The 24,734-nt window shown below is 72.9% G+C and carries 22 protein-coding genes and 1 pseudogene; 16 read left to right on the top strand and 7 right to left on the bottom strand.

Translation table 11 applies throughout. The features are described from left to right. Positions 1 to 177 precede the first annotated feature (177 nt). On the top strand, positions 178 to 1,371 hold the full coding sequence (locus tag ACIO5D_RS31425; RefSeq protein WP_363613189.1) for an RtcB family protein: 1,194 nt from the start codon (positions 178 to 180) through the stop codon (positions 1,369 to 1,371). 141 nt (positions 1,372 to 1,512) lie between these two features. On the opposite strand, the gene ACIO5D_RS31420 is transcribed toward ACIO5D_RS31425, so the two are convergent. Beyond that, positions 1,513 to 1,794, bottom strand: a complete 282-nt coding sequence (locus tag ACIO5D_RS31420) for an HPr family phosphocarrier protein (RefSeq protein WP_363613191.1) — start codon at positions 1,792 to 1,794, stop codon at positions 1,513 to 1,515. 301 nt (positions 1,795 to 2,095) lie between these two features. Here ACIO5D_RS31420 and ACIO5D_RS31415 point away from each other — a divergent pair, with 301 nt between their 5' ends. The 4 genes from ACIO5D_RS31415 to ACIO5D_RS31400 all read left to right on the top strand — a co-directional run bounded on the left by ACIO5D_RS31415 (position 2,096) and on the right by ACIO5D_RS31400 (position 7,613). Further along, on the top strand, positions 2,096 to 4,972 hold the full coding sequence (locus ACIO5D_RS31415) for a GNAT family N-acetyltransferase (RefSeq protein WP_363613226.1): 2,877 nt from the start codon (positions 2,096 to 2,098) through the stop codon (positions 4,970 to 4,972). Positions 4,973 to 5,066: 94 nt separating this feature from the next. Next, positions 5,067 to 5,666: a DUF5998 family protein gene (locus ACIO5D_RS31410; RefSeq protein WP_363613193.1), complete on the top strand. Its 600-nt coding sequence runs from the start codon at positions 5,067 to 5,069 to the stop codon at positions 5,664 to 5,666. A gap of 41 nt (positions 5,667 to 5,707) precedes the next feature. Beyond that, positions 5,708 to 6,895 carry a nucleotide pyrophosphatase/phosphodiesterase family protein gene (locus ACIO5D_RS31405; RefSeq protein WP_363613195.1) on the top strand — a complete coding sequence of 396 codons (1,188 nt, stop codon included), beginning with the start codon at positions 5,708 to 5,710 and terminating at the stop codon, positions 6,893 to 6,895. A gap of 61 nt (positions 6,896 to 6,956) precedes the next feature. Then, positions 6,957 to 7,613 (top strand): thymidine kinase, encoded by a 657-nt coding sequence (locus ACIO5D_RS31400; RefSeq protein ID WP_363613197.1) that lies wholly within the window; start codon positions 6,957 to 6,959, stop codon positions 7,611 to 7,613. Between the two features lie 3 nt (positions 7,614 to 7,616). On the opposite strand, the gene ACIO5D_RS31395 is transcribed toward ACIO5D_RS31400, so the two are convergent. Continuing rightward, complete coding sequence (locus ACIO5D_RS31395) at positions 7,617 to 8,366, bottom strand: VOC family protein (RefSeq protein ID WP_363613199.1); 750 nt, start codon at positions 8,364 to 8,366, stop codon at positions 7,617 to 7,619. Between the two features lie 153 nt (positions 8,367 to 8,519). On the opposite strand from ACIO5D_RS31395, the gene ACIO5D_RS31390 reads away from it, so the two are divergent. Beyond that, positions 8,520 to 9,380 (top strand): sulfurtransferase, encoded by an 861-nt coding sequence (locus tag ACIO5D_RS31390; RefSeq protein ID WP_400799332.1) that lies wholly within the window; start codon positions 8,520 to 8,522, stop codon positions 9,378 to 9,380. A 77-nt stretch (positions 9,381 to 9,457) separates the two neighbouring features. On the opposite strand, the gene sepH is transcribed toward ACIO5D_RS31390, so the two are convergent. Further along, positions 9,458 to 10,531, bottom strand: a complete 1,074-nt coding sequence (sepH, locus tag ACIO5D_RS31385) for a septation protein SepH (RefSeq protein ID WP_363613202.1) — start codon at positions 10,529 to 10,531, stop codon at positions 9,458 to 9,460. A 624-nt stretch (positions 10,532 to 11,155) separates the two neighbouring features. On the opposite strand from sepH, the gene ACIO5D_RS31380 reads away from it, so the two are divergent. After that, on the top strand, positions 11,156 to 11,926 hold the full coding sequence (locus ACIO5D_RS31380) for a hypothetical protein (RefSeq protein WP_400657330.1): 771 nt from the start codon (positions 11,156 to 11,158) through the stop codon (positions 11,924 to 11,926). Between the two features lie 34 nt (positions 11,927 to 11,960). On the opposite strand, the gene ACIO5D_RS31375 is transcribed toward ACIO5D_RS31380, so the two are convergent. Then, positions 11,961 to 13,283, bottom strand: coding sequence for a D-arabinono-1,4-lactone oxidase (locus ACIO5D_RS31375; protein ID WP_400799329.1), 1,323 nt, complete (start codon positions 13,281 to 13,283; stop codon positions 11,961 to 11,963). A gap of 103 nt (positions 13,284 to 13,386) precedes the next feature. Further along, positions 13,387 to 14,652, bottom strand: a complete 1,266-nt coding sequence (locus ACIO5D_RS31370) for an MFS transporter (protein ID WP_400657326.1) — start codon at positions 14,650 to 14,652, stop codon at positions 13,387 to 13,389. A 129-nt stretch (positions 14,653 to 14,781) separates the two neighbouring features. On the opposite strand from ACIO5D_RS31370, the gene ACIO5D_RS31365 reads away from it, so the two are divergent. Together ACIO5D_RS31365 and ACIO5D_RS31360 are read left to right on the top strand one after the other, a co-directional pair. Beyond that, positions 14,782 to 15,939, top strand: coding sequence for a ferrochelatase (locus tag ACIO5D_RS31365; RefSeq protein WP_363613210.1), 1,158 nt, complete (start codon positions 14,782 to 14,784; stop codon positions 15,937 to 15,939). A 21-nt stretch (positions 15,940 to 15,960) separates the two neighbouring features. Next, positions 15,961 to 16,770 carry an inositol monophosphatase family protein gene (locus ACIO5D_RS31360; protein ID WP_363613212.1) on the top strand — a complete coding sequence of 270 codons (810 nt, stop codon included), beginning with the start codon at positions 15,961 to 15,963 and terminating at the stop codon, positions 16,768 to 16,770. 153 nt (positions 16,771 to 16,923) lie between these two features. On the opposite strand, the gene ACIO5D_RS31355 is transcribed toward ACIO5D_RS31360, so the two are convergent. After that, the gene (locus ACIO5D_RS31355) at positions 16,924 to 17,109 is read right to left on the bottom strand and encodes a hypothetical protein (protein WP_363613213.1); all 186 of its coding nucleotides are present in this window, start codon (positions 17,107 to 17,109) and stop codon (positions 16,924 to 16,926) included. A 443-nt stretch (positions 17,110 to 17,552) separates the two neighbouring features. On the opposite strand from ACIO5D_RS31355, the gene ACIO5D_RS31350 reads away from it, so the two are divergent. The 4 genes from ACIO5D_RS31350 to ACIO5D_RS31335 all read left to right on the top strand — a co-directional run bounded on the left by ACIO5D_RS31350 (position 17,553) and on the right by ACIO5D_RS31335 (position 21,724). Then, complete coding sequence (locus ACIO5D_RS31350; RefSeq protein WP_363613214.1) at positions 17,553 to 18,206, top strand: response regulator transcription factor; 654 nt, start codon at positions 17,553 to 17,555, stop codon at positions 18,204 to 18,206. A gap of 83 nt (positions 18,207 to 18,289) precedes the next feature. Next, on the top strand, positions 18,290 to 19,588 hold the full coding sequence (locus ACIO5D_RS31345) for a sensor histidine kinase (RefSeq protein ID WP_400657322.1): 1,299 nt from the start codon (positions 18,290 to 18,292) through the stop codon (positions 19,586 to 19,588). Between the two features lie 242 nt (positions 19,589 to 19,830). Beyond that, entirely contained in the window at positions 19,831 to 20,814 is a 984-nt protein-coding gene (locus tag ACIO5D_RS31340; protein WP_363613216.1) for an acyl-ACP desaturase, read from the top strand. A 610-nt stretch (positions 20,815 to 21,424) separates the two neighbouring features. Further along, a complete protein-coding gene (locus ACIO5D_RS31335; protein ID WP_148642658.1) occupies positions 21,425 to 21,724 on the top strand; it encodes a DUF4193 domain-containing protein in 300 nt (99 codons plus the stop codon). A gap of 281 nt (positions 21,725 to 22,005) precedes the next feature. Here the strand turns inward: ACIO5D_RS31335 and ACIO5D_RS31330 are convergent, their stop codons facing one another. Then, positions 22,006 to 22,455: a DUF3093 domain-containing protein gene (locus tag ACIO5D_RS31330; RefSeq protein WP_363613218.1), complete on the bottom strand. Its 450-nt coding sequence runs from the start codon at positions 22,453 to 22,455 to the stop codon at positions 22,006 to 22,008. Between the two features lie 144 nt (positions 22,456 to 22,599). On the opposite strand from ACIO5D_RS31330, the gene ACIO5D_RS31325 reads away from it, so the two are divergent. From ACIO5D_RS31325 to ACIO5D_RS31315, 3 genes and pseudogenes are all read left to right on the top strand, one after another. Then, on the top strand, positions 22,600 to 23,184 hold the full coding sequence (locus ACIO5D_RS31325; RefSeq protein WP_363613230.1) for a PaaI family thioesterase: 585 nt from the start codon (positions 22,600 to 22,602) through the stop codon (positions 23,182 to 23,184). Continuing rightward, a pseudogene (gene dut, locus ACIO5D_RS31320) lies at positions 23,181 to 23,715 on the top strand (dUTP diphosphatase). Before ACIO5D_RS31325 ends, dut begins: the two are co-directional and overlap by 4 nt. Before the next feature lie 2 nt (positions 23,716 to 23,717). Continuing rightward, complete coding sequence (locus ACIO5D_RS31315) at positions 23,718 to 24,521, top strand: DUF3710 domain-containing protein (RefSeq protein WP_363613222.1); 804 nt, start codon at positions 23,718 to 23,720, stop codon at positions 24,519 to 24,521. Positions 24,522 to 24,734: the final 213 nt, after the last annotated feature.

The raw sequence follows: 24,734 nt of genomic DNA, 5'->3' as shown, positions 1-24,734 counted from the left end.
CGAAAGGAGGCGGTCACATGCGGGTCGAGCAAGCCATACGGCGCTCCCCGAGGCCGTCCTCCCGATGTGCCCTGGGCGCCTGAGCACCCTCCCACGCTTCTCCCGAGCCGCACCGGGCTTCTCCGTGCGGCACCCCGCCTAGGCTTGAACCAACCGACCTTTGGAGGTCGTTCCGCCATGCCGTACACCGAGGTACCCGGCGTCCGGGTTCCGATCCGGATGTGGACCGACCCGGCCACCGTCGAGGGCCAGGCCATGCAGCAGCTGCGCAACATCAGCTCGCTGCCCTGGCTGCACGGCCTCGCCGTGATGCCCGACGTCCACCTGGGCAAGGGCGCCACGGTCGGCTCCGTGATCGCCATGAAGGGCGCCGTCTGCCCGGCGGCGGTCGGGGTGGACATCGGCTGCGGGATGAGCGCGGTGAAGACCTCGCTCACCGCCAAGGACCTGCCGGACGACCTCTCCCGCCTCCGCTCCAAGATCGAGGAGGCCATCCCGGTGGGTCGCGGTCTGCACACCGACCCGGTCGACCCGCGCAAGCTGCACGGCTTCGCCACGGTGGGCTGGGACGACTTCTGGCAGCGCTTCGACGGCGTGGCCCAGGAGGTCAAGTGGCGCCGCGAGCGGGCCGCGCAGCAGATGGCGACCCTGGGCGGCGGTAATCATTTCATCGAGTTGTGTGTTGATGACACCGGCGCCGTCTGGCTGATGCTGCACTCCGGTTCTCGCAACATCGGCAAGGAGCTGGCGGAGCACCACATGGGCGTCGCCCGTTCGCTGCCGCACAACCAGGGGCTGATCGACCGTGATCTCGCGGTCTTCATCGCGGACACCCCGCAGATGGCCGCCTACCGCCAGGACCTCTTCTGGGCCCAGGAGTACGCCAAGAACAACCGGGCCCTGATGATGGCGCTCTTCCAGGACGTGGTCCGCCGTGAGTTCCGCCGGGCGAAGGTCACCTTCGACGAGGTGATCAGCTGCCACCACAACTACGTCAGCGAGGAGCGCTACGACGGTGTCGACCTGCTGGTGACCCGCAAGGGCGCGATCAAGGCCGGCTCCGGTGACTTCGGCATCATCCCGGGCTCGATGGGCACCGGCTCGTACATCGTCCGCGGCCTGGGCAACGAGGCGGCGTTCAACTCCGCCTCGCACGGCGCCGGCCGCAAGATGAGCCGGACGGCGGCGAAGAAGCGGTTCACCACGCATGACCTGGCCGAGCAGACCAAGGGCGTGGAATGCCGCAAGGACAGCGGGGTGGTGGACGAGATCCCCGGCGCCTACAAGCCGATCGAGAAGGTCATCGCCCAGCAGAAGGACCTCGTCGAGGTCGTGGCGCACCTGAAGCAGGTGGTCTGCGTCAAGGGCTGACGCGGGTGGCGCGGCCCCTCTGATGACTCCCGGGGTGGCCCGGCGACGGCGGCGGGGCCGTGCGGCCACCGGCCGTGTCGGGAGCCGGTCATGCCGCGAGGGGTGCACCGCGATGACGGTGCACCCCTCGTGTGACGGTGCTCAGGCGGCGGCCGGCAGCTCGTCGAGGCCCTCCTGGACCAGCTTGGCGAGGCGGTCCAGGGCCTGGTCGGCGCCCTCGGCGTCGGAGGCGAGGACGACCTCCTCGCCGCCCTGGGCGCCGAGGCCGAGCAGCCCGAGCATGGAGGCGGCGTTGACCGGGTTGCCGCCGGGCTTGGCGATGGTGACGGGCACGCCGGTGGCCGTGACGGCCCGGACGAAGATGGAGGCGGGACGGGCGTGCAGGCCCTCGGCCCAACCGATGGTGACGCGGCGCTCAGCCATGAGACGTGCCTTTCCGGTGAAGCTGTCACGGCCGTGCTCGGGGTGGCGGCCATGTTGTCTAGACCAGTGTTGCACGCAGGTGACCCCTCCGAGCCGCCGCGTTCGGGACTTGTGATTGTTTCTTTCGGGGGCATAAGCCCCGGCCAGTGGCCCTGTCCACCCTGCCGCGAGCGCACACCCGACGCCATTCGGCTCGCCGCCGGATAACCTGACGAATGTGGACGACTCCGCGGCACCGCGCCCCCAGCAGGACCCCGGCCAGACCCCCCGTCGGGACCTCGTAAAGGCCTCCCGAACGGACCTGAAGCGGGACCCGCAGGACACCGAACCGGACTACCCGCAGCACTGGGAAGCCGACATCCTGTTGCGCGACGGCGGCACGGCGCGGATCCGGCCGATCACACCCGCGGACGCGGGCCGGCTGGTCGAGTTCTACGAACAGGTCTCGGACCAGTCCAAGTACTTCCGCTTCTTCGCGCCCTACCCCCGGCTCTCCGACAAGGACGTCCGCCGCTTCACCCACCACGACTTCGTGAACCGGGTCGGCCTCGCCGTCGTGATCCGCGACCGCTTCATCGCCACCGTCCGCTACGACCGGATCGACGCCGACGGCCGGCCCTCCATCACCGGCACCGACGCCGAGGTGGCGTTCCTGGTGCAGGACGCCCACCAGGGCCGCGGCGTGGCCTCGGCCCTGCTGGAGCACATCGCGGCGGTGGCGCAGGAGCGCGGCATCCGCCGCTTCCAGGCCGAGGTGCTGCCGGAGAACCGCAAGATGGTGAAGGTCTTCACCGACGCCGGCTACACCCAGCACCGCAGCTTCGCCGACGGCGTGGTGCACCTGGAGTTCGACCTGGAGCCGACCGCCGCCTCACTCGCCGTCATGCGGGCGCGCGAGCACCGTGCCGAGGCGCGGTCCGTGCAGCGGCTGCTCACCCCACGCTCGGTGGCGGTGCTCGGCGTCTCGCGCAATCCGCAGACCGTCGGCCGGGCGATCCTGCGCGACCTGCTCGGCGACTTCACCGCCAAGAACCGCGACTCCACCGCGGATGACGGCGACGGCACCGCCCGGGACGGCGACCCCACCACCGGAGACGGCCGCACGGTCTACGCGGTGAACCGCAACGCCCCGCCCGGCACCGAGCTGGACGGCGTCCCGGTGCACCGCTCGATCCTGGAGATCCCCGGGCCGGTCGACCTCGCGGTGATCGCCGTCCCCGCCGCCGCCGTCCCCGCCGCCGTCGCCGAGTGCGGCGCGCACGGCGTGCAGGGCCTCGTGGTGGTCACCGCCGGGTACGCCGAGACCGGCCCGGAGGGCCGCGACCGCCAGCGCGCCCTGGTCCGCCAGGCCCGCGCGGCCGGCATGCGGGTGATCGGCCCGAACGCCTTCGGCCTGATCAACACCGACCCCGACCGGCCGCTCAACGCCTCGCTCGCCCCCGTCCTGCCCGAGCGCGGTGGCTTCGGCATCTTCTGCCAGTCCGGCGCGATCGGCGTCGCCCTGCTGGAGGCCGCCCACCGGCGTGGCCTGGGCGTCTCCTCCTTCGCCTCGGTCGGCAACCGGTCCGACGTCTCCGGCAACGACTTCCTCCAGTACTGGGCGGAGGACCCGGCCACCGACGTGGTGCTGCTCTACCTGGAGTCCTTCGGCAACCCCCGCAAGTTCACCCGGATTGCCCGCCGGCTCGCCACCGCCAAGCCGATCGTGGTCGTCAAGGGCGCCCGCCACACCGGCAGCCTGCCGCCCGGCCACGCCGTCCCGGCCACCGCCACCGGACTGCGCGACGCCACCGTGGACGCGCTGTTCCAGCAGGCCGGGGTGACCAGGGTGGAGACCATCACCGAGCTGTACGACACCGGCGAGCTGCTCGCCCAGCAGCCGCTGCCGGCCGGCGGCCGGGTCGCCGTCGTCGGCAACTCCGACTCGCTCGGCCTGCTCACCCACGACGCCTGCCTCAGCGCCGGCCTGCGCCCCCGGACGCCCGTCGACCTGACCACCGCCGCGACCGGCGAGAACTTCCGGATCGCCCTGGACGTGGCGCTCGGCGACCCGGCGGTGGACGCGGTGATCGCCGTCGCCATCCCGCCGATCGGCACCTCCGCCCACGCCTTCATGGGCGGCCGGCTGACCGGCCCGGACGACCCCGAGATGGGCTCGGACGACCCGGAGATCGCCGCCGCCCTGCTCGACGCCGGCCGGCGCGCCCAGGAGCTGGGCAAGCCGCTGCTGCTGGCCCACCTGGCGCTGACCGACCTGCCGGCCCGGCTGCGCCCGGGCGGCATCCCCGCCTACCCCGCGCCCGAGCGGGCCGTCCGTGCCCTCGCGCACGCCGTCCACTACGCCGAGTGGCGCCGCCGGATGGCCGAGGCGGAGGAGACCGCCCGCGTCCCCGAGCTGGACCGGATCGACGAGGGCGGCGCCCGCGCCCTGGTCGAGGCCGCGCTCAGCACCCGCACCGCGATCGCCGCCCGCACCCAGCCCGGCGGCGCCCGGATCACCCTGCCGGACGCGGACACCGCCGGGCTGCTCGCCCACTACGGCATCGACGTCCACCCCACCCTGCCCGCGCCCGACGAGGAGACCGCCGTCCGGGCGGCCGCCACCCTCGGCTACCCGGTCGCGCTCAAGGCCACCGCCCCGCACCTGCGCCACCGGCCCGACCTCGGCAGCGTCCGCCTCGACCTGACCGGCGAGCCGGGGCTGCGCCGGGCCCACCGCGAGCTGGACGCGCTGCTCGGCGGCGCCGCCCAGGCCGAGCTGGTGGTGCAACGGCTGGCCCCGCGCGGTGTGGACACCGTGATCGGCGCCACCGTGGACCCGGCGGTCGGCGCGATCCTCTCCTTCGGCCTCGCCGGCGCCCCCGCGGAACTGCTCGGCGATGTCGCCCACCGCCTGGTGCCCGCGACCGACCAGGACGTGGCCGGGCTGATCCGGGAGGTCCGGGCGGCGCCGCTGCTGTTCGGCTGGCGCGGCGCCGAGGCGGTGGACACCGGTGCCCTGGAGGAACTGCTGCTGCGGGTCTCCCGACTGGTCGACGACATTCCCGAGGTCGCCTCGGTGGACCTCGAACCGGTGGTCGTCGCCCCGCACGGCCTGGCGATCCTGGGCGCGCGGGTGCGTATAGCACCTCTGCCCGTCCGAAGCGATCTGGGCCCGCGCGCCATGAGCACGCTGTAACCTTCCTTGGTTGCGCCCTGCTCGGGGGCGCTGTCGTCCGGAAGCTCGGCGCCGCGCCGCCCGCTTCGTCGGCGGACCATGCCAGGATGGAGTTATGGCGAAGACCGGTACCACCACCACTCAGGACCTGCGCTCGGCGATCGAGCGCAGTGGCTACTACCCGGCCCTGGTGTCCGAGGCGGTCGAGTCCGCGGTGGGCCCGGAGCCGATCAGCTCCTACCTGGTGCACCAGGAGACCACTTTCGACGCCAACGAGGTCCGCCGGCATGTCACGGTGCTGGTCCTGACCCCGACCCGGTTCGTGGTGAGCCACACCGACGAGCAGACCGGCGACGGGGCCGGCCCCGCCGTGCCGTACGCGACCACCTCCACCGAGAGCGTGCGTCTCGACCGGATCGGTTCGGTCGTGGTGAGCCGGATGGTCGCCAACCCGGAGACGTACACCCCGGGCACCCTGCCGCGCGAGGTCGTGCTGACCATCGGCTGGGGCGCCGTGCAGCGCCTGGACCTGGAGCCGGCCGGCTGCTCGGACCCGAACTGCGAGGCGGACCACGGCTACACCGGTTCGGCCACCGCCGACGACCTGTCACTTCGGGTCAGCGAGGCGGGGGACGGCCCGGAGACGGTCGCCCAGGCGCTGGTGTTCGCCCGCGCGCTCTCCGACGCGACGATCAGCACCGCCCCGCGGGCCTGAGCGGCGACGGACCGGAAAGCCAGGGAACCAGACCCGCCGATATGTCCTTCGCACCCGCCGACGGTTACGACGCCTTCGAGATCCTCGACCCTGCCGGAGCCCCCGCGCCCCCGTACGGCAGCGGTTCGCTCTGCGACCTGCTCCCCTCCGTGGCGGCCGGGCTCGGCGTCCCCGGCTTCACCGCCACCCTGCCGATCGCGCCCGCCGACCGGGCGGTGGTCTTCCTGGTCGACGGTCTCGGCTGGGAGCTGCTGCTGCGCCATCCCGAGTACGCGCCGTTCCTCTCCTCGCTGGTCGGCAGCTCGCTGGGCGGCACCGGGCGCCCGTTGACGGCCGGCTTCCCGTCCACCACCGCGACCTCGCTGGCCTCGGTGGGCACCGGCACCCCGCCGGGCCTGCACGGCCTGGTCGGATACACCGTGGCGGTGCCCGGCGCCGGGTACCTGATGAACCAGCTGCGCTGGCAGCCGCCGACCGACCCCGGCACCTGGCAGCCGTACCCGACGGTCTTCGAACAGACCCACGCCGCCGGGGTGGCGACCGCGCAGGTCTCCTCGCCGCTGTTCGCGCAGACCCCGCTGACCCGGGTGGCGCTCTCCGGCGGCACCTTCCTCGGCCGCACCACCGGCGAGGAGCGGATGGACCAGACCGCCCGCTGGCTGGCCGAGCACGACCGGGCCCTCGTCTACACCTACGTCAGCGAGCTGGACGGCGCGGGGCACCGCTTCGGCGTGGACTCCGACGAGTGGCGGATGACGCTGGACGCGGTGGACCGCCTGGCCCGGCGTCTGGCCGAGCAGCTGCCGCCGCGCTCGGCGATGTACGTCACCGCCGACCACGGCATGATCGACATCGCGCCGGAGGACCGGATCGACTTCGACGAGGACTGGGAGCTCGGCGCGGGCGTCGCCCTGCTCGGCGGCGAGGGCCGGGCCCGGCACGTGTACGCGGTGCCGGGGGCGGCCGCCGATGTGTACACGGTCTGGAGCGAGGTGCTCGGCGACCGGATGTGGGTGGCCACCCGGGACGAGGCGATCGCGGCCGGCTGGTTCGGCCCGTCCGTGGACGACCGGGTCTACCAGCGGATCGGCGACGTGGTCGCCGCCGCCCGGGACGACATCGCGATCACCGCCTCCCGCAACGAGCCCGGCGAGTCCGCGATGATCGGCCTGCACGGCTCGATGACCCCGGTGGAGCAGTTCGTGCCCCTGCTCGAAGTCCGCCGGTAGGAGGTCTGTTCGATGAACCAGGCCCCCAACTCCCCTGATGTGAAAGGCCTCTGCACCACCCATGGCTGAACTGGTGTTCTTCTCGGGCACGATGGACTGCGGGAAGTCGACGCTCGCGCTCCAGATGGACCACAACCACGCCGCCCGCGGCCGGCAGGGGATCATCCTCACCCGCAACGACCGGGCCGGCGCGGCCACCGTATCCAGCCGGCTCGGCCTGCGTACCGAGGCGGTGGAGGTGACGGACGACTTCGACTTCCACGCCCATGTCGTGCACCGGCTCTCGGCCGGCGGCCGGGTGGACTACCTGATCTGCGACGAGGCCCAGTTCTTCGCCGCCGAGCAGGTCGACCAGCTGGCCCGGGTGGTGGACGAACTCGGCATCGACGTCTTCACCTTCGGTATCGCCACCGATTTCCGCACCCGGCTCTTCCCCGGCTCACAGCGGCTGATCGAACTCGCCGACCGGGTCGAGGTGCTCCAGGTCGAGGCCCTGTGCTGGTGCGGCGCGCGGGCCACCCACAACGCCCGTACGGTCGGCGGCGTGATGGTGGTCGAGGGCGCCCAGGTCGTGATCGGCGACATCTCGGTGCGCGAGGACGAGGTCGGTTACGAGGTGCTCTGCCGCCGTCACCACCGCCGCCGGCTGACGGCCGCCACCGCCCGTGCCTCGGTGCTCTCCCCGGACGTCCTGCCCTTCGAGGAACAGCAGGCCTGAGCCCTATCCGGTCTGCAGGACCGAGAAGTGGCCGCCCTGCGGGTCGGCCAGCCGGGCGACCCGGCCGCGTTCGGTCTCCTGCGGCTCCACGAGCACCCCGCCCCCCAGCTCGACCGCCCGACCGGCCGTCAGCGCGGCGTCCCGGACGGCGAAGTGGACCCGCCAGCGCGGCGGATGCCCGCGCAGCTCACCGCTGTGCCGGATGCCCGCCACCGGCCGGCCGTTCACCAGCAGTGCGGACCCGCCGGCCGAGGACTCCACCGGCCGGCCGAGCACCGCGCCGTAGAAGGCGGCGGAGCCCGGTTCGTCCGGGGTGAGCAGCTCGGCCCAGGCCGGGCCGCCGGGCTCGGGCCCCGCCTCCCGGCCGAGGTGTTCCCCGCCCTCCCAGAGCCCGAAGACGGCGCCGGACACGTCGGCCGCGATCGCCAGCCGCCCGGCCTGCTCCGCCTGGAGCGGTCCGACCGCGACCGTGCCACCGCACTCGCGCACCTGCTGGGCCGTCCGGTCGGCGCTGTCCACCGCGAAGTACGTGGTCCACTGCACCGGGAAGCCCGTCACGGAGGAGACCCCGAGACCGGCGACGGGTGTGCCGCCCAGCTCCGCCCGGACGTACGCGCCGAGCTGGCCGGGGCCCGGGGTGTACGTCCAGCCGAGCAGCCCGCCGTAGAAGGCGCGGGCACCGGCCAGGTCGTCGGTCATCAGGCTGACCCAGCACGGTGTGCCCTGGGCCAGCCGGAGTTTCACCGCGGGCATGCGGGCCTCCTCAGGGGCGGTTGGCGCACGAAGGCGCGCACGTGAGGGTGATGGTTCCACCCTGGCGCGCGTCGAACCCTCGGGCCGCGCGGAAAGTCCGGCAAAGACCGCACAAAGAGCCTCGCGGCGGTCGCGCTGCGCGAGAATGACCGCATGACCACCAATAACGACGGGTCCCCGCTGATCTCGGCGGCCGGTCTGCGGGAGGCGCTCGCCTCCGACCGTCCGCCGGTCCTGCTCGATGTGCGCTGGCAGCTCGGCGGCCCGCCCGGCATCGAGGACTACACGCTCGGCCATCTGCCCGGCGCCCACTTCGTCGCCCTGGACCAGGACCTCGCCGCCCCGGCCGGCCCGCCCGGGCGCGGTGGGCGCCATCCGCTGCCCGACCCCGAGGAGTTCGGTGCCGCGCTGCGCCGCTCCGGTGTCTCGGCCGGGCGCCCGGTGGTGGTGTACGACGGCGCGACCTCGCTGGCGGCGGCGCGGGCCTGGTGGCTGCTGCGCTGGGCCGGCCACCCGGAGGTCCGGGTGCTGGACGGCGGATTCGCGGCCTGGCAGGCGGCCGGCCTGCCGGTGACCACCGAGGTGCCGGAGCCGGCGGGGGGCGACTTCAAGCCGGTGCCCGGGCAACTGCCGACGGTGGACGGGGACGGCGCCGCCGCGCTGGCCCGCACCGGTCTGCTGCTGGACGCCCGCGCGGGGGAGCGCTACCGGGGTGAGAGCGAGCCGATCGACCCGCGCGCCGGCCACATCCCGGGGGCGCTCTCCGCGCCGACCACCGAGAACGTCGGCCCGGACGGGCGGTTCCGGCCGGCCGCCGAACTGGCCGAGCGGTTCCGGGCGCTGGGCGCGGGCGAGCGGGAGACCGCGGTCTACTGCGGTTCGGGCGTGACGGCGGCTCACCAGATCCTGGCGCTGGCGGTGGCGGGCCTGCCGGCCGCGCTGTACCCGGGCTCGTGGAGCGAGTGGTCGAGCGACGCCACCCGCCCGGTGGCGGTCACCGGACAGCCGGGCTGATCCCGGCACGGCGAACACGGCGAACACGCGAAGGAGGGGGCGCCGACCAGGTCGGCGCCCCCTCCTTCGTCGTGCGTCTACTCCTGCTTCTTGCGCCGGCTGCCGAAGACGATCTCGTCCCAGCTCGGCACGGTGGCCCGGCGGCCGGGCCGTACGCCGTCCGCCTCGGCCTGCCGGTCGGTCGTGCCGACCAGACGCTCCCGGTGCGGGGCGACGGCGCGCGGCATCAGGATGTCCGCGTACGCCGAGCCCGCGCCGACGGCAGGTGCGGCGGCGGCCGGCTCCTCGGTCTCCTCGGCGACCTCGGCGGCCACCGGCTCGATCGGGGCGGGGCCGACCGCGAGGTCGCCCCGGAAGGCCGGGACGACGTCGAGCAGGCTGGTCAGTGAGTCGCGGGACTCCGCCGTGGCCTCACGGGACTCGCGCACCTCGCGGGACGACATGATGCGGTCGGCCGAGGGCCGGTCGATCATCGGGCGCGGCGGCCGCTCCTGGGGGAGCCGGGCGATGCGCGGGATGAACGGGAAGACCGACTCCTCCTCGCGCTCGACGTTCTCGCCGATCAGCGCGCGGGCCTCGTCGTCGTTCGGCTGGACCAGGCGCCGGGGCGGGTCGTACGTCCAGGAGGCGCTGCGGCCCTCGCCGTCGGCCCGGTAGGAGAGGATGACCTCCCAGGTGCCGTCGTCGCGCCGCCAGGAGTCCCAGCGTTCGGTGTCCTTCTCGGCGCCGCGCAGCGCGAGCCGCTCGGCGACGGCCTCGCCCAACTGCGGTCCGGTGGACTCGCCGTGCCGACGGATCGCGGTCTTGCGGGCCCGCTCGGCCATGAAGGCTCGCTCGGCCAGCACCGGTCCCTCGAAGCGGCGGACCCGGTCGACGGAGATGCCGGCCGCCTGCGCGACCTCCTCAGCGGAGGCACCGGCTCGTATCCGCGCCTGGATGTCACGGGGGCGGAGATGGCTCTCCACCTCGATCTCGATCTGGCCGAGGCGCGGACGGTCACCACGGATGGCGGCGCGCAGCCGCTCATCGATGGGAAGGGTGTACTCCGTGCTGTCGGCGGCCTTGAGCACCAGCCGTGTGCCGTCGTTGCTGACGGCCACAACCCGCAGTTCGGGCACGGTTACCTCCCGGGTGGTGCCTGCCGACGTCACCTGCGTCGCTGCTCCCGTACTGAGTGTGGCCTGCCCACTCGCGACTGGCCACAACCTTGCTGAGTTCCCCGGCGTGTCGGGGTTACGCCCGGGAACGCCACTGTGGCACGGTTGCCTTTTTGCCACGTCATCCATCGACGTCGCGTCTGGGTGTCCCGGCCGTCCTCGCACGAGCAGTGACGCGACGATCCGGGACGGGCGTCGCCGTGCGTGCCTGCGCCGTGGCTCTTTGTCCAGCTGCCGGTTGAGAGGCAGTCGACAAGTCGACCCAAGGCTCAGGCTTTACGAACAGTACTCCATTCGTGGCATCCAAAGGGGCGGCTCGCCGCTCAAGTCTCCCGCGATTTACGGGAATCTCAAGAGCGTGCCCCTCCAATGGCCGACGACCGATCGGGGAACGGTGATCATCTTCACATATATCGACCGCGGAGAACCGCATTTTCGACCCTTGTGTCCTTCTTTGTGCAAGATGGAGTGACTTGTTCGAGGAACAGTCGTACGGACCGAGGGATGTTGATGCCGGAGCGGAAGGCCGTCGAGGAGGGCGGCAAGGAAGGTCGCAAGCGAATTGATCTGAGTGTGGCTCAGGTCGCGGCAAGCGCACTGGCAACCGTGGTGGGGGCCTTGCTGGCTTCCGAACTCGGGGTGTACGGAACGATTCTGGGCGCGGCGGTGGTCAGCATCGGCGCGACCACCGGTGGCGCGGTGTTCCAGCACATCTTCAAGCGCACCGGTGAGCAGCTGCGCGAGGCGGTGGACCGGACCGGTCCCGGGCCGGCGGTGAACGGGCTGCGCCAGGTGCCGGCCGACTCCCCGTCCGCTCCGGTCACCCGGCCGCGGCTCTCCGAGGAGTGGAACGAACCGCGGACGGTCCGGGCGCGTCGGCGGTGGAGCTGGAAGACGTACGCGGCGGTCTCCTCGCTGGTGTTCGTCCTGGCGATGGTGCCGATCCTGGCCTTCGAGCTGGCGACCGGGCAGCCGGTGTCGGCGACGGTGAAGGGGGAGTCGGGCAACGGCACCTCGCTGGGCGGCACGGTCGGCACGAAGCCGTCGAGCCCGCCAGCTGACGCTCCGTCGCACGGTCCGTCGAGTCCGCCGTCCACGGGCGGGCGCGCCCCGGAGGCCTCGCCGTCCGCCGGCGGTGGCGCCTCGGCGCCGGCGCCCTCCAAGCCCGGTCCGGACCAGAGCTCCAGCCCGGGTGCGGGGACCGACGGCGGCGGCAAGGCCTCGCCCTCGGCGGGCCCGAGCGCGACGCCGTCCGCCCAACCGACCCCGTCGGGTGGCACCGGTGCGAAGCCGTCCGGCGCGGCGAGCCCGCAGCCGCCCGTTCCCAGCGGTGCGGCCGCCGGGGTCTCCCCGCCGCCCGCCGCCCCGACCGGAGAGCCGGCGCCGTAGGGCGGGATCCGCCCCGGGAACCGCCGGAGCGGCCCTACGCCCCGAGCACCCGCCGCAGATAGTCGTTGCCGAAGACGCGCCGCGGGTCGAGTTCGTCGCGCAGTGCGGTGAACTCGGCGAAGTGCGGGTACACCTCGCGGAGGTAGCCGGCGTCCCGGGTGTGCAGCTTGCCCCAGTGGGGGCGGCCCCGGTGGGCGGTCATCAGGCGTTCGACCTCGGTGAAGTAGCCCTGGTCGGCGGTGCCCCGGTAGAGGTGGACGGCGATGTAGGCGGTGTCCCGGCCGCCGGCGGTGGAGAGCCAGAGGTCGTCGGCCGGGGCGAAGCGCACCTCGACCGGGAAGCTGATCCTCCAGTCGGAGCGCTCGATCAGGGCCCTGAGCTCGCGCAGCACCCCGGCGGCCGCCTCGCGCGGCACCGCGTACTCCATCTCGACGAAGCGGACCTTGCGCGGGCTGGTGAACACCCGGTACGCGGTGTCGGTGTAACTGCGGTCCGACCAGGCGCGGCTGGCCAGGGAGGCGATGGCGGGGACGGATCGGGGGAAGCGCCGGCCGACCCGGCAGGCGCCCTCCCAGACGGTGTTGGAGAGGAAGTCGTCCTCCAGCCACTCCCTGAACCGGGGCAGTGGGGCGGCCGGACCCTGGCTGCGGTTGTTGCGCTTGGTGGAGCAGCGGTCGGTGTGCGGGAACCAGTAGAACTCGAAGTGCTCGTTGACGGCGGTGAGGTCGTCGAGCCGGTCCAGCACCTCGTCGAAGCGCATCGGCTGCTCGTGGGCGGTGAGCAGGAAGGCGGGCTCGACCGCGAGGGTGAGCGCGGTGATCACGCCGAGCGCGCCGAGGCCGAGCCGGGCGCCCTGGAAGAGCCGCGGGTTCTCGGTGGGGGAACAGCGGTGGACGCTGCCGTCGGCCAGGACGATCTCCAGCGCCCGGATCTGGGCGGCGAGCGAGCCGGAGTCCCGTCCGGTGCCGTGGGTGCCGGTGCTGGTCGCCCCGGCGACGGTCTGCACCTCGATGTCGCCCATGTTGGTGAGCGAGAGGCCGGCCGTGGCGAGCAGCCGGTTGAGCCTGGCCAGCGGCAGGCCGGCCTCGACGGTGACGGTGCCGGCCGCGCGGTCGATCTCCCGGACGGCGGTCATCGCGTAGGGGCGGACCAGGACGCCGTCACCGGCCGAGGCGATCGAGGTGAAGGAGTGGCCGGAGCCGACGGCCTTGACCGTCCGGCCCTGCTCGGCGGCGCGCAGGATCTCCTTGGCCAGCTCCTCCGCCGTCCCCGGGGTGACCACCTTGGCGGGCCGGGCACTCTGGTTGCCGGCCCAGTTGGTCCAGCGGGTCCGGGGGGCGGTACTGGCCTGGGGCATGCGGTGCCTCCTGCTCCGTGGCCGAACGGTGTCGGCGCGCTCAGGGGCGGCCCGGCCGCCCTACCCGCGGGTAGACCCGCGAGTAGGGAGGAGAGTAGTCAGTTCACCGTTCGAGGTCTACGGTCTGCGCGGGGGTCTCGACGGCCTCGCCGGCCGCAGCGGTGGAGAGCCCGCCGCGCAGCCGGGGCAGGCCGATCAGAGCGGTGACGGCGCCGAACACCCCTGCCGTCAGCGGCACCCAGTAACCGGCGGCGGCCCCGGACGCGTCGATCACCCAGCCGCCGGCCGAGGAGCCGAGGGCGACGCCGAGCGCCAGCCCGGTGGTGGTCCAGGTCATGCCCTCGGTCAGCTTGGCGGCCGGGACGAGCCGCTCGACCAGGGCCATCGCGGTGATCAGGGTGGGGGAGATGGCGATACCGGCCACCAGCAGCGCGGCGCCGACCGCGACCAGCCCGCCGACCCCGTGCACCCACTCGGCGACCAGCAGCAGCGGCAGCATGCTGAGCGCCATCAGCACGACGCCGCCGAAGAAGCGTCCGGCCATCGAGCCGTTGAGCCTGAGGGTGCCGAACACCACGCCCGCCAGGCAGGAACCGAGGGCCCAGAGCGCGAGCACCACGCTGGCGACGGCCTTGTGGCCCTGCTCGTCGGCGAAGGCCACGGTGACGACCTCCACCGAGCCGAAGATCGCGCCGGTGGCGATGAAGGTGAGGACCAGCACGACGAGCCCGCCGTTGAAGATCGCGCTGCCGCCGCTCTGCGCGGCCGCCGGGTGGACCGGGGGCTCGGTGCGGCGCTGCGCGGTGAACATCACGATGCCCACCGCCAGGGCGACGCCGGCCAGCATGACGCCCGACTCCGGGAAGACCGTGGTCGCCAGGCCGACGGCGAGGATCGGGCCGACGATGAAGCAGACCTCGTCGACCACGGCCTCGAAGGAGTACGCGGTGTGCAGTCTGGGCGCGTCGTCCCGGTAGAGGTGCGCCCAGCGGGCCCGGACCATCGCGCCGGTGCTCGGCATCACGCCCATGCCGGCGGCGAAGACGAACAGCGTCCAGACCGGCGCGTTGTAGTGGGCGCAGAGCAGCAGCCCGGTCGCGGCGACGACGGTGATCGCGGCAGCCGGCAGGGCGACCCGGCGCTGTCCGTGGCGGTCCACCAGCCAGGAGACCAGCGGTCCCAGGACCGCGGCGGACAGTGCCAGCACCGCCGATACCAGGCCCGCCACCCCGTAGGAGCCGCGCAGCTGGGAGAGCATGGTGACGATGCCGATGCCGGTCATGGAGATCGGCAAGCGGGCTATGAAGCCGGTGGAGGAGAAGGCCAGACTGCCGGGGGCGGCGAATATCTGGCGGTAGCTGGACAGCACGGGAGCTCCGTCGAGGGTAAGGAACGAGGCTGGCCCAGACAGCTTACGTACCTTGGCAAACCGTATTTTCCGGACACCCTACGCGGCCCCGCCGACGTCACCGGCCCCCGCAGTGGCAGGATCGGTCGCATGTCCGACGTGCGCAATCCCTCGCCTTCCGGCACCGCTCAGGCTGGGGCCCAGCCCTACGACGCGCTGCTGCTGCTCTCCTTCGGCGGTCCCGAGGCCCCCGAGGACGTCGTCCCGTTCCTGGAGAACGTCACCAGGGGCCGGGGCATCCCGAAGGAGCGGCTGAAGGAGGTGGGCAAGCACTACTTCCTGTTCGGCGGGGTGAGCCCGATCAACGAACAGAACCGCGAGCTGCTGGCCGCGCTGCGCAAGGACTTCGCCGAGCACGGCCTGGACCTGCCGGTCTACTGGGGCAACCGGAACTGGGCCCCCTACCTGGTGGACACCCTGCGCGAGATCGTCGCCGACGGGCACCGCCGGGTCGCCGTCCTCGCGACGAGCGCCTACGCCGGCTACTCCGGCTGCCGCCAGTACCGCGAGAACCTCGCCGACGCGCTGGCCGCGCTCGCCGCGGAGGGGCTGCCCGGGCTCCGGGTGGACAAGCTGCGGCACTTCTACAACCACCCGGGCTTCGTCCAGCCGATGATCGAGGCCACCCTGGCCGCCCTGGAGCGGCTGCCCGCCGGGGCCCGCCCCGGCGCCCGGCTGGCGTTCACCACCCACTCCATCCCGGACACCATGGCCGAGACCTCCGGCGCCCCGGACGACCCGGCGCGCGGCCGCCCCGGCGGCGCGTACGTGGCCCAGCACCTCGACGTCGCCCGGCTGATCGCCGAGGCCGTCGCCGAGCGCACCGGCGTGACCGACCGCCCCTGGGAGCTCGTCTTCCAGAGCCGCAGCGGCGCCCCGCACATCCCGTGGCTGGAACCCGACATCTGCGACCACCTGGAGGCCCAGCACGCCGACGGCGCGCCCGCCGTGGTGATGGTCCCGATCGGCTTCGTCTCCGACCACATGGAGGTCAAGTACGACCTGGACACCGAGGCCGCGGCCAAGGCCGCCGAACTCGGCCTGCCGGTCGCCCGCGCCGCGACCGTCGGCGCCGACCCCCGCTTCACCGCCGCCGTGCGCGACCTCGTGCTGGAGCGGGCCGCCACCGAGCGCGGCGAGACCGTGACCCGCTGCGCCCTCGGCACGCTCGGCCCCAGCCATGACGTGTGCGCGGTGGCCTGCTGCCCCAACCCGCGCGCCCCCCGCCCGGCCGTCGCCGAGCGCTGACCCCTTCCCGAGGAGACCCCCGTGCCCAGCCCGAGCCCCGAACTGCTCGACGAACTGCTCGATGTCGCCCTGGACGCCGCCCGGCAGGCGGGCGCCCTGCTGCGGGACGGCCGGCCCGCCGACCTCGGCGTGGCGGGCACCAAGAGCAGCCCGGTGGACGTGGTCACCGAGATGGACCTCGCCTCCGAGAAGCTCGTCCTGGAGCTGATCTCCGACCGCCGCCCGGACGACGGCTACCTCGGGGAGGAAGGCGCCGAGCGGCCCGGCACCAGCGGGGTGCGCTGGGTGGTCGATCCCCTCGACGGCACGGTCAACTACCTGTACGGACTGCCCTCGTGGGCCGTCAGCGTGGCCGCCGAGCTGGACGGCGAGGCGGTCGTCGGCGTGGTGTACGCGCCGGCCCGCGGCGAGCTGTTCCACGCGGTGCTCGGCCGTGGCGCCCACCTGGACGGCCGGCCGATCGCCGCCCGGCAGGCCCCGCCGTGGGGGCAGGCGCTGATCGGCACCGGCTTCAACTACGTGCAGCCGGTGCGGGTCCGGCAGGCCGAGGTGCTGCTCGCGCTGATGCCCGAGGTGCGTGACATCCGCCGGGGCGGGGCCGCCGCCGTGGACCTCTGTGACGTCGCCGCGGGCCGGCTGGACGGCTACTACGAGCGCGGGCTGGCGCCCTGGGACCGCGCCGCCGGCTGCCTGATCGCCGCCGAGGCGGGCGCCCAGGTCGGTGGCCGCCCCGGGCAGGGCCCCGACGGCGAGCTGACCGTCGCCGCCGCGCCCGGTGTCTACCAGCCGCTCCAGGAACGGCTGGCCGAACTGCGCGCCTGGGCCGACTGAGTGGCGGCCCGGGTTCCGGGCCGGCCCCTCTCCCGGGGCGGGCGCGGAACCCGGGCAGCGAAGAGCCCTGGCATACGGGGAATGCCAGGGCTTGAGGTTTCGCACGGCCCCCGCAGGGCCGCTGGTGCCGGAGGTCCGGCGCGGGTGGACGGGTCAGGCGGCGGTGCGGTGCCGCCCGAGCACCGTGTCCACGCCGTGTTCGGCGGCGAGCCGGCGGAGATCGTCCAGCTCGGACTGCTCCACCTCGGCCAGGAATTCGTCCCCGGCCTCGATCGCGCGGTGCAGGTCCTGCTCGGCGTTGGCTATGCGCTGCAGGATTCCGGCGGTGAAGGCGTCCATACGGGCCCCCTTACTGTGTCGGACGTGCACGTTCGTGCGTCCCCCGCCCCAGGGTGATGGTGGCCGGCGGAAGCGTCCGAGCCGGCAGGTCGGAATCTCCGGTCGGGCGCGGAGACGGCCTTCGGCCGCTCCCGGCGACGCCCCAGCCCCAGGGCCGGCGCGGATGAACGCACGGCGGGTGGGTGCGATCGGCCAGTGGCCAGATCGCGGGTGTGCAGCACTCCTCCCCCCGCCCGGGCCGGGGAAACCTCCCGGGGCGAGAAAGTTGCCTGTGTCACAGTCCAAGCGGAGTGTTCCCGACACGAATCGTGACCGGCGGCCCCGCGCGGGGCCCTGCCTCCGGGGCAGCTTATCGCTGCTTTACCGCTGGACCAGGCAGGATGGAGGCACCGTCGGAGCCGTGCGTCCGCTTCCGGGGCCGGCCTGGAGAAGGGACAACCACCGTGCGGGTTCTCGTCGTCGAGGACGAGCAGCTGCTCGCCGAGGCCGTCGCCACCGGCCTGCGCCGCGAGGCGATGGCCGTCGACGTGGTGTACGACGGGGAGGCCGCGCTCCAGCGCATCGCGGTCAACGACTACGACGTGGTCGTGCTCGACCGGGACCTGCCGCTGGTCCACGGGGACGACGTCTGCCGCAGTGTGGTCGACCAGGGCCTGGCCACCCGGGTGATCATGCTGACCGCCTCCGGCGACATCAGCGACCGGGTCGAGGGCCTGGAGATCGGTGCGGACGACTACCTTCCGAAACCGTTCGCCTTCAGTGAACTCGTCGCCCGGGTCAGGGCACTGGGCCGCCGGGCGACCGTCCCGCTGCCGCCGGTGCTGGAGCGGGCCGGCATCTCGCTCGACCCCGGCCGCCGCGAGGTGATCCGCGAGGGGCGGACCGTCCAGCTCGCCCCCAAGGAGTTCGCCGTTCTGGAGGTGCTGATGCGGGCCGGCGGCGCCGTCGTCTCCGCCGAGCAGCTGCTGGAGAAGGCCTGGGACGAGCACACCGACCCGTTCACCAACGTGGTGCGCGTCACCGTGATGACGCTGCGCCGCAAGCTCGGCGATCCGCCGGTGATCGTCACGGTTCCCGGCTCCGGCTACCGGATCTGACCGGACCACTTCACTTCTGAACCGGATCCCTTCGGGTCCGACTGTCACGCGCCCGCCCCGGCGGACGCTCCGAGAGGACGATCATGACCACCCCGCCCCCGGCCGGCGGGCCCTCCGGTGCGCCTGCCGGCGGCCGCGCCGTACCGCCCAAGCCCGTGCACCCGCCGCGCGCCCCGCGCCTGCGCACCGCCCCGCACGACGGCTACGTCCCCGGCGACGGCATGCTCGCCTGGCTGCCCTTCCGCCCCACCATCCGCATCCGGCTCACCCTGCTCTACGGCGGGATGTTCCTGATGGCGGGGGTCGTCCTGCTGCTGCTGATGTACTTCTTCGTCGGGCAGGCCCTGAGCATCCTCCAGCCGCCGCCGTTCAACTTCGGGCCGGACGGCGCCGTGGTCAACGGCGTCCGGATGAGCAGCGACCAGTTCAACCAGGCCCTCGCCCACCAGTTCGACGGCAACTCCAACGCGGCGCTCAACACCCTGCTCCGCAAGTCCCTCACGGTGCTGGTCTGCCTCGCCGTGATCGCCTTCGCCACCGGGTACGCGATGGCCGGCCGGGTCCTGCACCCGCTCGGCCGGATCACCCGCACCGCCCGTGAGGTGGCCAGCTCCGACCTGCACCGCCGGATCGAACTGGACGGGCCGGACGACGAGCTCAAGGAACTCGCCGACACCTTCGACGACATGCTGGACCGCCTGGACCGCTCCTTCGACTCCCAGCGCCGTTTCGTCGCCAACGCCTCGCACGAGCTGCGCACCCCGCTGGCGATCAACCGGACCCTGCTGGAGGTCCAGCTCTCCGATCCGGGCGCCTCGGCCGATCTCCAGCATCTCGGCAAGATCCTGCTGGCCACCAACGAGCGCAGCGAGCAGCTGGTGGAGGGCCTGCTGCTGCTCGCCCGCAGCGACAACAACCTCACCGACCGCCGCCCGGTGGAGCTGTCCGAGGTGGCCACCAGGGCGCTGGAGCAGACCCGGGCCGAGGCCACCAAGCGCGAGGTGGAACTGCGTTCGACGCTGGACCCGGCCGTCGTGTCGGGCAACGGCGTGCTGCTGGAGCGGATCGCGCTCAACCTGCTGCAGAACGCCGTGCGCTACAACGTCGCGGACGGCTGGGTCGAGATCTCCACCGCCGCGGTGCCCGGCGGCGGCGAGCTGGTGGTCTCCAACACCGGCCCGGTCGTGCCGGGGTACGAACTGGAGCACATCTTCGAACCGTTCCGCCGGGTCAAGGGCGCCGACCGCACCCGCAGCGACAAGGGCGTCGGGCTCGGCCTCTCCATCGTCCGGTCGGTGGTCCGGGCCCACGGAGGTGTCATCGAGGCCATTCCGCGCACCGGTGGCGGCCTCACCATGCGGGTCCGCCTCCCGGCCGCCTGACCGGCCCCCTGGGCCCGTCCGTGCCCCACTGTGCCGCCCGGGCGTCACCGCTTCGCGCGCCGACCGTTTCCAGCCGCCCCCGCCAGGTCTGTCAAGACGACATAAGGCCTGGCGGGGGCGGCTTGTCATTTCCGGCCCGAGCAACTTACGGTGTCGTAACCTACGCAACCGTAAGTGCGTTTTCCGACGTGTCCGCCCAACGCGCCCGTCCCGCGCGTGCCCGTCCCTCAGGAGCAAGACTCGTGACCATCGCCCCCGTGCAGCGCACCGCTTCTCCCGGTTCGAGCGCCTGGACCGACGCGCGGCTGATCATGGCCCTCGAAGAGGTGGTGGAGAAGGAGCTCGACCGCCACCTGAAGGTCGCCAAGGACTGGATGCCCCACGAGTTCGTCCCGTGGAGCCAGGGCCGTGACTTCGACGGCGTACTGGGCGGCGAGGCCTGGGCGGTGGAGCAGTCGCAGGTCACCCCGCTCGGCCGGGTGTCGCTCGTGGTCAACCTGCTGACCGAGGACAACCTCCCCAGCTACCACCACGAGATCGCCACCATGTTCGGCCGCGAGGGTGCCTGGGGCACCTGGGTGCACCGCTGGACCGCCGAGGAGGGCCGGCACGGCATCGCGATCCGTGACTTCCTGCTCGCCACCCGGGCCGTCGACCCGAACGAGCTGGAGCGGGCCCGGATGAGCCACATGTCGGAGGGCTTCGAGTCCGACAACGCGCACAGCATGCTGCACTCGGTCGCCTACGTGGCCTTCCAGGAGCTCGCGACCCGCATCTCGCACCGCAACACCGGCCACTTCGCCGGGGACCCGCTCTGCGACCAGCTGCTCGCGAAGATCGCCAACGACGAGAACCTGCACATGATCTTCTACCGGAACCTGCTGAAGGCGGCTCTGGAGATAGCCCCTGACCAGGCCATGCGGGCCATCGCCGACGTGATCATCAACTTCCGGATGCCCGGCCACGGCATCCCCGGTTTCGAGCGGGCCGCCGCCCAGATCGCCATCGGCGGCGTCTACAACCTGCGGATCCACCACGACGACGTGCTGCAGCCGGTGCTGCGACACCTCAAGGTCATGGAGATCGGCGGGCTCGGCCCGGAGGGCCTGCAGGCCCAGGACGAGCTCGGCGCCTTCCTCGGCGGGCTGGACGCGCAGGCGTCCAAGTTCGCCGAGCGGCAGGCCGCGCTGCTGGCCCGCCGGGCCGCCCGCGTGGCCGCCCGGTAGCGGACGGCAGGCCCGGACGCGAGGCCCGGACGCGAGGCCGTCGGAGGGAGCACGCCCGGTCGGGGGCGTGCGGCCCGTTCGGGGAGCGCGCGGCCGGGCCGCACGAGCGGCGGGGCACGAACCGCGCGGCCGGCCGACCCGGGGATCCACCCGCTCCGCTTGGGTGGATTTTCCGTGGTTTGCCCCGGAAGATTCAGAACGTGAGCAAGCTCACACAAAGTCGCCCCGAGCGTTGGAGCGACCCCGGAGAGTGATCATGTCGACGGGCGCCCCGGTCGCCGTCCGTGAGGAGCCGGGTGGCCGGTGGCGCTCGGGCGGGTTGACGGGCGTCCCTGGTGGGCAAGGGAATTGGCAGGCCTCCGCAGGGCTTATGATCACCGTGAGTGTCCGCCGGGCGGGCCCCGTCCCAGATCGGCGATGGCCCAGCGTGAGGCCCTCAGCGCCCGACCGGATCACCCCAACGGACCCCCGGCTGAGTGTCGATTGAGTAACAGGGCTTGAAGTAAGGCAAAATCTCCGCCTCGGGTCGGGCACAAGACCGACCCCCCATGCGTTACGTGCGCTGGAGATACCGCACACACCGCACAAACCCGGAGGGGGAGAGCGAAAAATGGCAACGGACTACGACACCCCACGCAAGACCGATGACGACCTCAACGAGGACAGCATCGAGGAACTGAAGGCTCGGCGGAACGAGAAGACCGGTAGCTCGGTCGACGTCGACGAGTTCGAGGCGGCCGAGGGCCTGGAGCTCCCGGGCGCGGACCTCTCGAACGAGGAGCTCTCGGTCCGGGTGCTGCCCCGGCAGGCCGACGAGTTCACCTGCATGAGCTGCTTCCTGGTGCACCACCGCAGCCAGCTGTACAGCGAGAAGAACGGCAACCCGATCTGCCGGGACTGCGGCGCCTGAGCGCCAGGGCGGCCATGGTCCGGGCCTCGCGGCTCCCGCGAGACCGGCACACCGCCCCTTCCGGCCCCGGGCAGCGGGGCCGGACGGCAGTTCCGGCGGCCGTCGAGGCGGACGCACCGGCAGTACGGGGTCAGGTCATACCGGCGCAGTACCTCGTACCGCGCTTTTCTGTGCAGCACGGAGAGATTTGGGACGGTCCCGCATCGCGGAACCGTCCCTCTCCGTTTTCCGGGTCTTCTTTCCGGGTCTTCGCGCGGCCCCGGCCGGGACCGGCCGGACGCTCAGGCCCGGGCGCCGCGGCGGGCCTCTTCCAGGGCCTCGGCCAGCTTCATCGGCGAGCGGGTCGACAGATACAGGTACGGCGTGGGATCGGCCGGGTCGCTGACCTCGACGCGCAGTGCGGTCGGGACGTAGCTGCGCAGCAGCATGAAGGCGCGCGGATCGGCCTTCGGCCCGCGCCAGGCGACCGCCTCGGCCGGGCTGAGCGGGTGCGCGGCGCCGAGGGCGTCGACCGGGATCCGGGCCGGGCCGGCCACCAGCGAGCCCTGCACCACCCGGATCCGGGCCGAGCCGTAGCTGCTGATCGCGGCCGCGCCGGCCGCGATGCCGACCACCAGCCCGACCAGCGCGCCCACCGCGCTGAAACGCAGCAGGATCATCGCGAGCGTGAGCCCGATCGCGACCGGGAGCAACCACCAGGAGCGCGGCACGGTGAGGCGTTCGTCGTACATGCCCCCATTGTGATCGCCGTGACGGACGGAGCGGGACGGCACCCCCGCTTCCCGGCTTCCTACCGCTGGGTAGGGTTGGTCGCCGTGACCGGTTCCATAGCTTCTCCGTCCGCAGCCTCCCCGTCCGCGCAGTCGTCCGCGCACCTGCCCGCCGTCCTGTCGCCGACCACGCCGCCCCCGGACGCCGTGCTGCCGCCCCGGGCCCCGCAGGCGCCGGCCCCGGGCACCCGGCTCGGCTCGCACTACGAGCACTGCTTCGGCTGCGGCCCGCAGCACCCCGGCGGCCTGCGGATCGACGCGGTGGCCGGCGAGGGACTGGACGTCACCGCCGAGTTCACCGTCGGCCAGGCCCACCAGGGCGGCCCGGGCCTGGCCCACGGCGGCCTGCTGACCACCGCCATGGACGAGACCCTCGGCACGCTGAACTGGCTGCTGCACGCCCCCGCCGTCACCGGCCGGCTGGAGACCGATTTCGTCGCCCCGGTGCCGGTCGGTTCCGTGCTGCACCTGCGGGCCTGGATCACCGGCGTGCACGGCCGGAAGATCTACAGCGCCGGCGAGGCGCGGATCGGCGGCCCGGACGGACCGGTCGCGGTGCGTGCGCAGGCGCTCTTCATTCAGGTGAAGCTGGAACACTTCACCAAGAACGGTCGACCCGAGGACATCGAGAAGGTTCTCGACGACCCCGACCTGATGAAGCGCGCCCGAGCCTTTGAGGTGAACCCTTGAGCAGCACCCCCCGTCCGCCGGTAGACGTCCTGATCAGGCGAATCGACCCCGACCTGCCGCTGCCCGCGTACGCGCAGCCCGGCGACGCGGGCGCCGATCTGCGGACCACCGTCGACGCCGAGCTGGCCCCCGGCGAGCGGGTCGTCCTCCCCACCGGCGTGGCCATCGCCCTGCCCGACGGCTACGCGGCGTTCGTCCACCCCCGCTCCGGGCTCGCAGCTCGTTGCGGAGTTGCTCTGGTGAACGCCCCAGGGACGGTCGATGCCGGGTACCGTGGAGAGATCAAGGTGATCGTCGTCAATCTGGACCCGCGCGAGGGGGTCAGCTTCCGCCGAGGGGACCGGATCGCCCAGCTGGTCGTCCAGCAGGTCGAGAAGGCCCGCTTCCACGAGGTGGCCGAGCTGCCGGGGTCGGCACGCGCCGAGGGCGGGTTCGGGTCGACCGGCGGCCACGCCGCGGTCTAGCATGCCCGCGGCCTCGCAGGAAGCCGAGCAGGTATTCGCATCGGTCTTGGACCGGGAAGGACAGTGACCGTGTTCCGTCGTCGCCAGAAGAGCGAGGACGCTGTCGAGCAGCTCGCCGACGACGCCATCAGCGCCGACGAGACGGCCGATGACGTCGAAGGTTCCGCCGAGAGCGAGAACGTGACCGAGCTGGACCCGACGGACCGGGTCGGGCTGCCGCCGGCCCCGCGTCCGGACGGTCCGTGGGACCACTCCGAGCTGGAGAAGCCGGAGGAGGGCCGGGTGGACCTCGGGGGTCTGCTGGTCCCCGGTGTCGAGGGGATGGAACTGCGCGTCGAGGTGGCCGGCGAGTCGATCGTGGCCGCGACGCTGGTCCTCGGCAACAGCGCCATCCAGCTCCAGGCCTTCGCGGCTCCCAAGTCCGAGGGCATCTGGGGCGAGGTCCGCGAGGAGATCGCCAGTGGCATCACCTCGCAGGGCGGCATCGTGGACGAGGAGGAGGGCCCGCTCGGCTGGCACCTCCGCGCCCAGGTCCCCGTGCAGCTGCCGGACGGCACGCAGGGTGTGCAGCTGGTGCGCTTCGTCGGCTGCGACGGGCCGCGCTGGTTCCTCCGGGGTGTGATCTCCGGCCAGGCCGCCGTGCAGCCCGAGATGGCCGGAATCCTGGAGCAGGTCTTCCAGCAGACGGTCGTCGTCCGTGGTGAGAGCCCGATGGCGCCTCGCGACCCGATCGTGCTGAAGCTTCCGGAGGACGCCCAGATGGTCGCCGACGGTGGCGCCACCGCGGCGGCCGGCGGCGAGGGCGAGAACCGCTTCGGTGGCACCGCGCTCGATCCGTTCGCCCGCGGCCCGGAGATCACCGAGGTCCGCTGAGCACGTCGATCGCCCCCGCCCGGGAAGCCCGGGCGGGGGCGATTTGCATGTGGCGTGCCCGGGCCCGTACAGTTCCGGAGTCGCACCGAGAGGGGCGGCGGAAAGCGAATCCGATGAATGAAACTCCGGAAAACGGGGCGGAAAACATCTGATAAGCTGAGAACACGAAAGAACGAAGCGCCCGGAGGGCCCGCTGGAAGGCGGCCTGAAGGA

Origin of the sequence: Kitasatospora sp. NPDC087315, assembly GCF_044744345.1 — a bacterium.
GTDB lineage: Bacteria > Actinomycetota > Actinomycetes > Streptomycetales > Streptomycetaceae > Kitasatospora.
Note: the sequence above shows the minus strand (reverse complement) of the source record. Positions and strands in the feature narration are given on the sequence as shown.

What these genes read in the sequence shown, in the direction of transcription:
- ACIO5D_RS31425 (WP_363613189.1), top strand. Translation starts at nt 178, where the DNA reads ATGCCGTACACCGAGGTACCCGGCGTCCGGGTTCCGATCCGGATGTGG.
- ACIO5D_RS31420 (WP_363613191.1), bottom strand. Translation starts at nt 1,794, where the DNA reads ATGGCTGAGCGCCGCGTCACCATCGGTTGGGCCGAGGGCCTGCACGCC.
- ACIO5D_RS31410 (WP_363613193.1), top strand. Translation starts at nt 5,067, where the DNA reads ATGGCGAAGACCGGTACCACCACCACTCAGGACCTGCGCTCGGCGATC.
- ACIO5D_RS31405 (WP_363613195.1), top strand. Translation starts at nt 5,708, where the DNA reads ATGTCCTTCGCACCCGCCGACGGTTACGACGCCTTCGAGATCCTCGAC.
- ACIO5D_RS31400 (WP_363613197.1), top strand. Translation starts at nt 6,957, where the DNA reads ATGGCTGAACTGGTGTTCTTCTCGGGCACGATGGACTGCGGGAAGTCG.
- ACIO5D_RS31395 (WP_363613199.1), bottom strand. Translation starts at nt 8,366, where the DNA reads ATGCCCGCGGTGAAACTCCGGCTGGCCCAGGGCACACCGTGCTGGGTC.
- ACIO5D_RS31390 (WP_400799332.1), top strand. Translation starts at nt 8,520, where the DNA reads ATGACCACCAATAACGACGGGTCCCCGCTGATCTCGGCGGCCGGTCTG.
- ACIO5D_RS31375 (WP_400799329.1), bottom strand. Translation starts at nt 13,283, where the DNA reads ATGCCCCAGGCCAGTACCGCCCCCCGGACCCGCTGGACCAACTGGGCC.
- ACIO5D_RS31365 (WP_363613210.1), top strand. Translation starts at nt 14,782, where the DNA reads ATGTCCGACGTGCGCAATCCCTCGCCTTCCGGCACCGCTCAGGCTGGG.
- ACIO5D_RS31355 (WP_363613213.1), bottom strand. Translation starts at nt 17,109, where the DNA reads ATGGACGCCTTCACCGCCGGAATCCTGCAGCGCATAGCCAACGCCGAG.
- ACIO5D_RS31345 (WP_400657322.1), top strand. Translation starts at nt 18,290, where the DNA reads ATGACCACCCCGCCCCCGGCCGGCGGGCCCTCCGGTGCGCCTGCCGGC.
- ACIO5D_RS31335 (WP_148642658.1), top strand. Translation starts at nt 21,425, where the DNA reads ATGGCAACGGACTACGACACCCCACGCAAGACCGATGACGACCTCAAC.
- ACIO5D_RS31330 (WP_363613218.1), bottom strand. Translation starts at nt 22,455, where the DNA reads ATGTACGACGAACGCCTCACCGTGCCGCGCTCCTGGTGGTTGCTCCCG.